The organism is Geodermatophilus sp. DF01-2, from assembly GCF_004571065.1.
GTDB lineage: Bacteria > Actinomycetota > Actinomycetes > Mycobacteriales > Geodermatophilaceae > Geodermatophilus.
On sequence record NZ_SPQN01000136.1, the window covers coordinates 1 to 6,162 of the forward strand.

At 75.9% G+C, this 6,162-nt stretch carries 5 protein-coding genes; 1 reads left to right on the forward strand and 4 read right to left on the reverse strand.

Annotation, left to right across the window (positions count from 1 at the left end):
* Positions 1-439, forward strand: a 439-nt coding sequence (locus E4P41_RS20875; protein ID WP_135143127.1) for an NAD-glutamate dehydrogenase domain-containing protein, incomplete at its 5' end; no start/stop codon positions are given.
* A gap of 169 nt (positions 440-608) precedes the next feature.
* On the opposite strand, the gene E4P41_RS20880 is transcribed toward E4P41_RS20875, so the two are convergent.
* The 4 genes from E4P41_RS20880 to E4P41_RS20895 all read right to left on the reverse strand — a co-directional run.
* Positions 609-2,027 (reverse strand): amidase, encoded by a 1,419-nt coding sequence (locus tag E4P41_RS20880; protein ID WP_135143128.1) that lies wholly within the window; start codon positions 2,025-2,027, stop codon positions 609-611.
* Between the two features lie 149 nt (positions 2,028-2,176).
* Complete coding sequence (locus E4P41_RS20885; protein WP_135143129.1) at positions 2,177-4,774, reverse strand: SpoIIE family protein phosphatase; 2,598 nt, start codon at positions 4,772-4,774, stop codon at positions 2,177-2,179.
* A gap of 158 nt (positions 4,775-4,932) precedes the next feature.
* Positions 4,933-5,691, reverse strand: coding sequence for a peroxide stress protein YaaA (gene yaaA / locus E4P41_RS20890; protein WP_135143130.1), 759 nt, complete (start codon positions 5,689-5,691; stop codon positions 4,933-4,935).
* 86 nt (positions 5,692-5,777) lie between these two features.
* A partial coding sequence (locus E4P41_RS20895) for a phosphotransferase (protein ID WP_167761209.1) occupies positions 5,778-6,162 on the reverse strand: 385 nt, incomplete at its 5' end.

Genomic DNA, 6,162 nt, shown 5'->3' on the forward strand with positions numbered 1-6,162 from the left:
GGCGCTGGCCGCCGAGGTGGCCGCCGCGCCCCTGCTGCCCGCCGCGCTGGACCTGGCTCTCGTCGCCGAGCGCACCGGCGCCCCCATCGAGCTGGCCGGCCGGGTGCACCAGGCGGTCGCCGAGCGGCTGGCGCTGGTGCCGCTGCGGGAGCTGGTCGTCGCGCTGCCCCGCGACCGCCGCTGGCCGTCGATGGCCCGTGCCTCGCTGCGTGACGACCTGACCGGCGAGCAGGCCGCGCTCACCGCCGAGGTGCTCACCGGCCGCAAGGCCGACACCGAGGACGCAAGCGAGCTCGTGGCCCGCTGGGTGGACGGCTGGGACGCCACGCAGCAGCGGGCGGCGGCGCAGCTGGTGGACATCACGTCGGGGGACCGGCAGGAGCTGGCCGAGCTGCTGGTCGCCGTCCGGACCCTGCGCGGCCTCCGCCGCCGCACCTGACCGCCGTGGTCATGCGCCGCGGCCCTGCCCTCGATGATCAGCTGAGCTGGTCGTTCCGGTTCCTGGCTCACCACCGGTCGTGAGCCAGGAACCGGAACGGTGAGCCAGGACGCCAGTCGAGCGTCGTCTGCGCTCGTCTAGCGTCGGCAGTAGAAAGCGTCAGACGGCGTCAGAGGGGCGGACGGCGCTCGCCGAAGCGGGTGGCCTGCTCGAAGGCGTGCCCGACCTCGAGCACCCGCCGGTCGGCCCGGGGTGCGGCGACCACCTGCAGCCCGACCGGCAGCCCGTCCGGGGTGAACCCACCGGGGACCGACAGCGCCGGGCAGCCGGTGGGCGTGATGATCGTGCAGGCCCGCATCCAGGCCAGGTAGTCCTCCAGCGGCTCCCCGGCGATCTCGGTCGGGTACTCCTGCTCGACCGGGAACGGCAGTACCTGGGTCGTCGGCGCCAGCAGGACGTCGTAGCGCTCGAAGAAGCCGACCACCCGCTCGTAGAGGGCCGTGTGCGCGGCCTCGGCGCGGGCCAGGTCGGGGCCGGTCAACCGGGCGCCGAGCGAGGCGTTCCAGCGGATCGACTCCTTCACCCGGTCCGGGTGCCGCCGGGCCAGGTCGCTGAACGCGGTGTCGAACAGCCAGGCCCGCAGTGTGCCGAACACGTCGTCGGCGCCGGAGAGGTCGGGGCAGTCGGACTCGACGGCGGCGCCGAGCTCCTCGAACACCCCCACCGACCCCTCGAGCACCGCCGTGATCGCGGGGTCGACCCGCACGCGCCCGCCCAGGTCGGGCGTCCAGGCCACCCGCAGTCCGTCGAGGCGCTCGGGCAGCGGCGCGGCGAACGGGGCGCCGGGGTCGTCGAGGGAGATCGGCACCCGCCGGTCCGGTCCGGCCAGCGCCGACAGCACCAGCGCGACGTCGGCCACCGTGCGGCCCATCGGGCCCTGCACGGACAGCTGCGACCAGCCCATCGCCGCCGGCCAGGTCGGCACTCGGCCCGGCGTGGGGCGCAGCCCGACGACGTTGCAGAACGCCGCCGGGTTGCGCAGCGAGCCGCCCATGTCGCTGCCCTCGGCCACCGGCACGAACCCGGCCGCCAGGGCCGCGGCCGCGCCACCGCTGGAGCCGCCGGCCGACAACCCGTGCCGGTAGGGGTTGTGCGTCGCGCCGAAGAGGGTGTTGAAGGTGTGCGAGCCGGCCGCGAACTCCGGCACGTTGGTCTTGCCCAGCCGCACCGTTCCGGCCGCCCGCAGCCGGGCGACCACCAGCTCGTCGTCCGCCGGCACCGTGTCGGCGTGCAACGGGGAGCCCCAGGTGGTGCGCATGCCGCCGGTGGCGTGGGTGTCCTTGTGCGTCACCGGCAGGCCGTGCAGCGGCCCGACGGACCGCCCGCCGGCGAGCGCGGCGTCGGCGGCGTCCGCCGCAGCCCGGGCGCCCTCGGCGTCCAGGGTGACGATCGCGTTGACCTGCCGATCCAGCCGCTCGATCCGGTCCAGGCAGGCGTCGGTCAGCTCGCGGGCGGACAGCTGCCGGGCGCGGATCAGCCCCGCCAGCTCGGTCGCCGGCAGCAGGCACAGCTCGTCGGTGGTGGTCACCCGAGAACTCTTGCACGGCCGGACCGTCAGGGTGGACCGGTCGCGGGGGCCTCGGCCCCCTGCAGGGTCCCGCCGCGAGCTCGCGAGTGGCGGGGAGCAGGGGGTCCTTCTGGGCACGTGGTCGCGGTGCGGTCCGGAGGACCGCAGTGTCATCGCTCAGGTGGGACGACGTCCGGGACGTCCTGCGGGCCGGCCTCGGCCGGGCGAGGGCGGTCCTGGCGGTGCAGCCGGACGGCCACCAGCGCGACGTCGTCCTCGGGCCGGCCCTCGACCAGCCGCTCGAGCACCTCGTCCAGCAGCTGCTCCAGCGGCAGGTCGCCCACCTCGGCCAGCGCCTCCCGCAGCCGCACCATGCCGGCGTCGAGGTCGGCATCGCGGCGCTCGACGAGGCCGTCGGTGAACAGCAGCACCGTGGCGCCTCGGTCGAGGGTCACCACCGATTCCTGCCGCTCGGCCTCGTGGTCGACGCCCAGCAGCAGGTCGCCCTTCCAGGCGGCCAGCTCCGCCACGCTGCCGTCCGGGTTGATCACCAGTGGCGGCAGGTGCCCGGCGTTGGCCCAGCGCATCCGCGTGATGCCGCGCCGGCGCTCGTCGTCGGTCTGCTCGAACCGGGCCACCGTGGCCGTCGCCAGGACCTCGGTCTCCAGCACCGCCATCGAGGCGTCCAGTCCGCGCAGCACCTCCACCGGCGGTGCGTCGCTGTAGGTGGCGATGCCGCGCAACAGCCCGCGCAGCTGACCCATGGCCGCTGCCGCCGCGGTGTCGTGGCCGACGACGTCACCGATCACCAGCATCGTCGCCCCGCCGGGCTGGAGGAACGCGTCGTACCAGTCGCCGCCGACCCGGGCCGCCTCGACCGCGGGCAGGTAGCGGACGGCGATCTCCCCGTGATCGGGCTGAGGTGGATCGGTGAGCAGGCTGCGCTGCAGCTCCTCGGCCAGCTGCTGCTGCTGGGCGTAGAGGCGGGTGTTGTCCAGGGCCAGGCCGGCGCGGTCGGCGACGTCCTGTGCGGTGGCGAGGTCCTCCCGCGACAGCGCCTCGCCCTGGGCGCAGTAGAGGGTCAGCACGCCGAGGGTGCGCCCCCGGCCGCGCAGCGGCAGGCAGACCGCCGAGCTCGGCGCCAGCGCGGTCAGCAGGTCCCGGGCCTCGCCGTCGGGCAGCAGGGCGAGCACCTCGTCGACGTTCGCCCGCACCGCCTCGCCGGCCAGCAGCGCCCGGGCCACGGGGGAGGTGGCCGGCATCGCGTCCAGCCGGACGGCGGCGTAGCGCTCGACCAGCGCGCGCGAGGACGGCTCGGCGTGCCACCAGCCGACGTCGCGCGGGCGCCCCTCGGCGTCGACCACGGTGACGACGCACCACTGTGCCAGCCCGGGGACGACCAGCCGGGGCAGGCGGCTCGTGGCGGTTTGCGCGTCCAGGGTCCCGGCCAACTCGGCGCTGACCTGGGCCAGGAGGGCGAGCCGCTGCGCCGACCGCTCGGCGCGGTCGCGGGCCTGCTTCCGCTCGGTGACCTCGATGAAGTAGACCGACAGGCCCTCGGGGCTCGGCCAGGCGCGCAGCTCGTACCAGCCGTCCAGCGGTGCCGGGTAGTGCGCGTCGAAGTTGACCGGCTGCCCGGTCCGCACGGCGCTGCGGTAGCTCTCCTCGAAGACGCTGTTCACCGTCGCCGGGAACGCCGTCCAGATGACCTCGCCGAGCAGCTCCTCGCGGCTGCGGCCGAGCAGCCGCTCCGCCTCGGCGTTGACGTGCGTGAAGCGCCAGTCGTGGTCCAGCGAGTAGAAGCCGGCCGGCATGGCCTCCAGCACCCGGGTCACGCGGACGTCGCCGGTGCGGTCCTCGGTGGTGTCGTACGCCGCGCCGAGCATCCGGACCGCGGTCCCGTCGGGTCCGGCCAGCGCTCGGCCACGTGCCTGCACCCAGCGGGTCCCGCCGTCGGGGTGGACGACGCGATACTCGGCCTCGAAGTCGCCGCAGATCTCGATGCAGGCGCGCAGCGCCTCCCCGACCCGGGGCAGGTCGTCGGGGTGCAGCCGCCGGTTGAACGCGGTGATCGTGCCGTCGAAGTCCGCGGCGGTGTAGCCGAACATCGCCATCAGCGGCTCGTCCCACACCAGCTCGCCGGTGCGCAGGTCCCAGTCGAAGGTGCCCACACCGCCGGCGTCCATCGCCAGCCGCCAGCGCAGGTGCTGCCGCTCGTACTCGCCGGTCAGTGCCGCGTACTCGAGCTCGGTGATCACCGAGGCGGCCAGCTGGCGCAGCGTCGAGACGTCGGTCCCGGTCCACTCGCGCGGCATCGGGTCGAACACGCACAGCGTGCCGACGACGTGCCCCTGGCTGTTGGTCAGGGGCGCGCCGAGGTAGGCGACGACCTGGCCGCCGGTGACCGCAGGGAGGTGACCGACCCGCGCGTCGGCCCGCGCGTCCGGGATCGCCAGGAGGTCGGCGCCGGCCGCGGCCAGCGTGCAGGGGGAGTCGGCCAGCGCCGTCTCCCGCGTGGCGCTGCCCGGCGGCAGCCCGGCGACGCCGGCGATCGTCTGGATCTCGTCCAGGAGCGAGATCTGGCCGGCCTGCACGCCGAGCAGCCGCGCGGCGAGCTCGACCAGCCGGTCGACGGCGGGGGAGCTGCCCTGGGCGGACCGCAGCCGGCGGGTGGCGCGGATGCGGGCGAGATCGCTCCGGAGCGCCTCCGCCGCCAGGTCGACGTCGGATGCGCGCAGGACACGGTGCTGCCGCGGGGATCGCTCCACCGGAACCTCTCCATTGTCGACGCCCGGCCCGGATGCCTCGAGCCCGCCGGCAGCCACCGCTGCTCGAGCTCCCCGCGTCCCCGCAGTTATGCCACGTCTCGTCAGCCGGCCGCAATGACCCCGACGCAGATCACGCCGCTGGCAAGGGAGCGTGCCGGTCAGCGCGTCGCGTCTCCGGGCCGGACCACGAGGGTGAGCGCGGTGCCGCCGTCGTGTTCCACGTGGAACCCCGTCCGGCGCAGCAGGGCCCGCAGCCGGACGACGTCCCCCGACTCGGCGCTGGTGGTGGCCAGGAGCCGGGCGAGGCGCCCCTTGTGCGCCTTGTTGGAGTGGCTGACGACGGCGCGGGTCCCGTCGGGCCGCTCGCTGAGCACGTCGAGCGTCACCGCGCCCGGCACGGGCGCCAGCGCCGCGTAGGCGCCGCTGCGCATGTCGATCACGAGCTCGTCGACGCCGGCGAGCACCGGGCTCAGGGCCGGCCGCCAGAGGGCGCGCAGCGTCGGCAGGCCGGGCAGGGCGGAACCGGCCGAGAGCCGGTAGGCGGGGATGGCGTCGGTGGCGCGGACCGCTCCGAACAGCGCCGACCCGACCACCAGCCGTCGGTCGGCCCGGGCGCGCTGGGCGCGGGTGAGCGTCCGCACGCCGAGCGCGTCGTAGAGGACGCCGGTGTAGCGCTCCAGCGCCGGCGTCGTCGGGGCGGTGAGCAGCCCGGCGTTGCGCGCCACCTCGTCGTCCTGTCTCACCGACAGGCCCAGCGCCGCGCGGGCGGCGCGCGGGTCGGCGGAGAGCTCGACGAGCGTCGTGACCACCCGGGCGCGGACGTCGGTCAGCTCGGGCCAGGAGAGCGCGCCGAGGTCGAGCGGGGCGCCGTCCCCGCCGGGGGACTTGGTCTCCGACGGCGGCAGCAGGACGAGCACGACACGCCACGCTACGTGCCGTTGCGGCCACGCTGCAGGGTCCCGCCGCGAGCGTGCGAGCGGTGGGGGGGCAGCGTGGTCCTTGCTCAGCTGGCCGGCGCGCCCGGCCGGAACGCGTAGACCGCGGCCAGCCGCAACCGGGTGACCGCCTCGCGCACCGGCACGCGGGCGGCGACCGCCGGCGCCGGGCGGTACCCCTCGAGCACCGCCGCGCGCAGCGGTCCGGCGTCGGTGACCAGCCCCTGGTGCTGGCGCAGCGACAGGTGGGCGAGCAGGTTGGCCAGGTCCAGGGCGGGCTCACCCGCGGCCAGCAGGTCGAAGTCCAGCAGGCCGACCGACCCGTCGTCGGCGACGAGCACCTGCCGGTCGTGCAGGTCCCGGTGCAGCGGGACGGCGGGCCCGCAGCCGCCGGCGCGGAGCTCGTCGAGGACGGCCTCGGGCAGCGGGACGTCCGCCGCACCCCACGCGCGG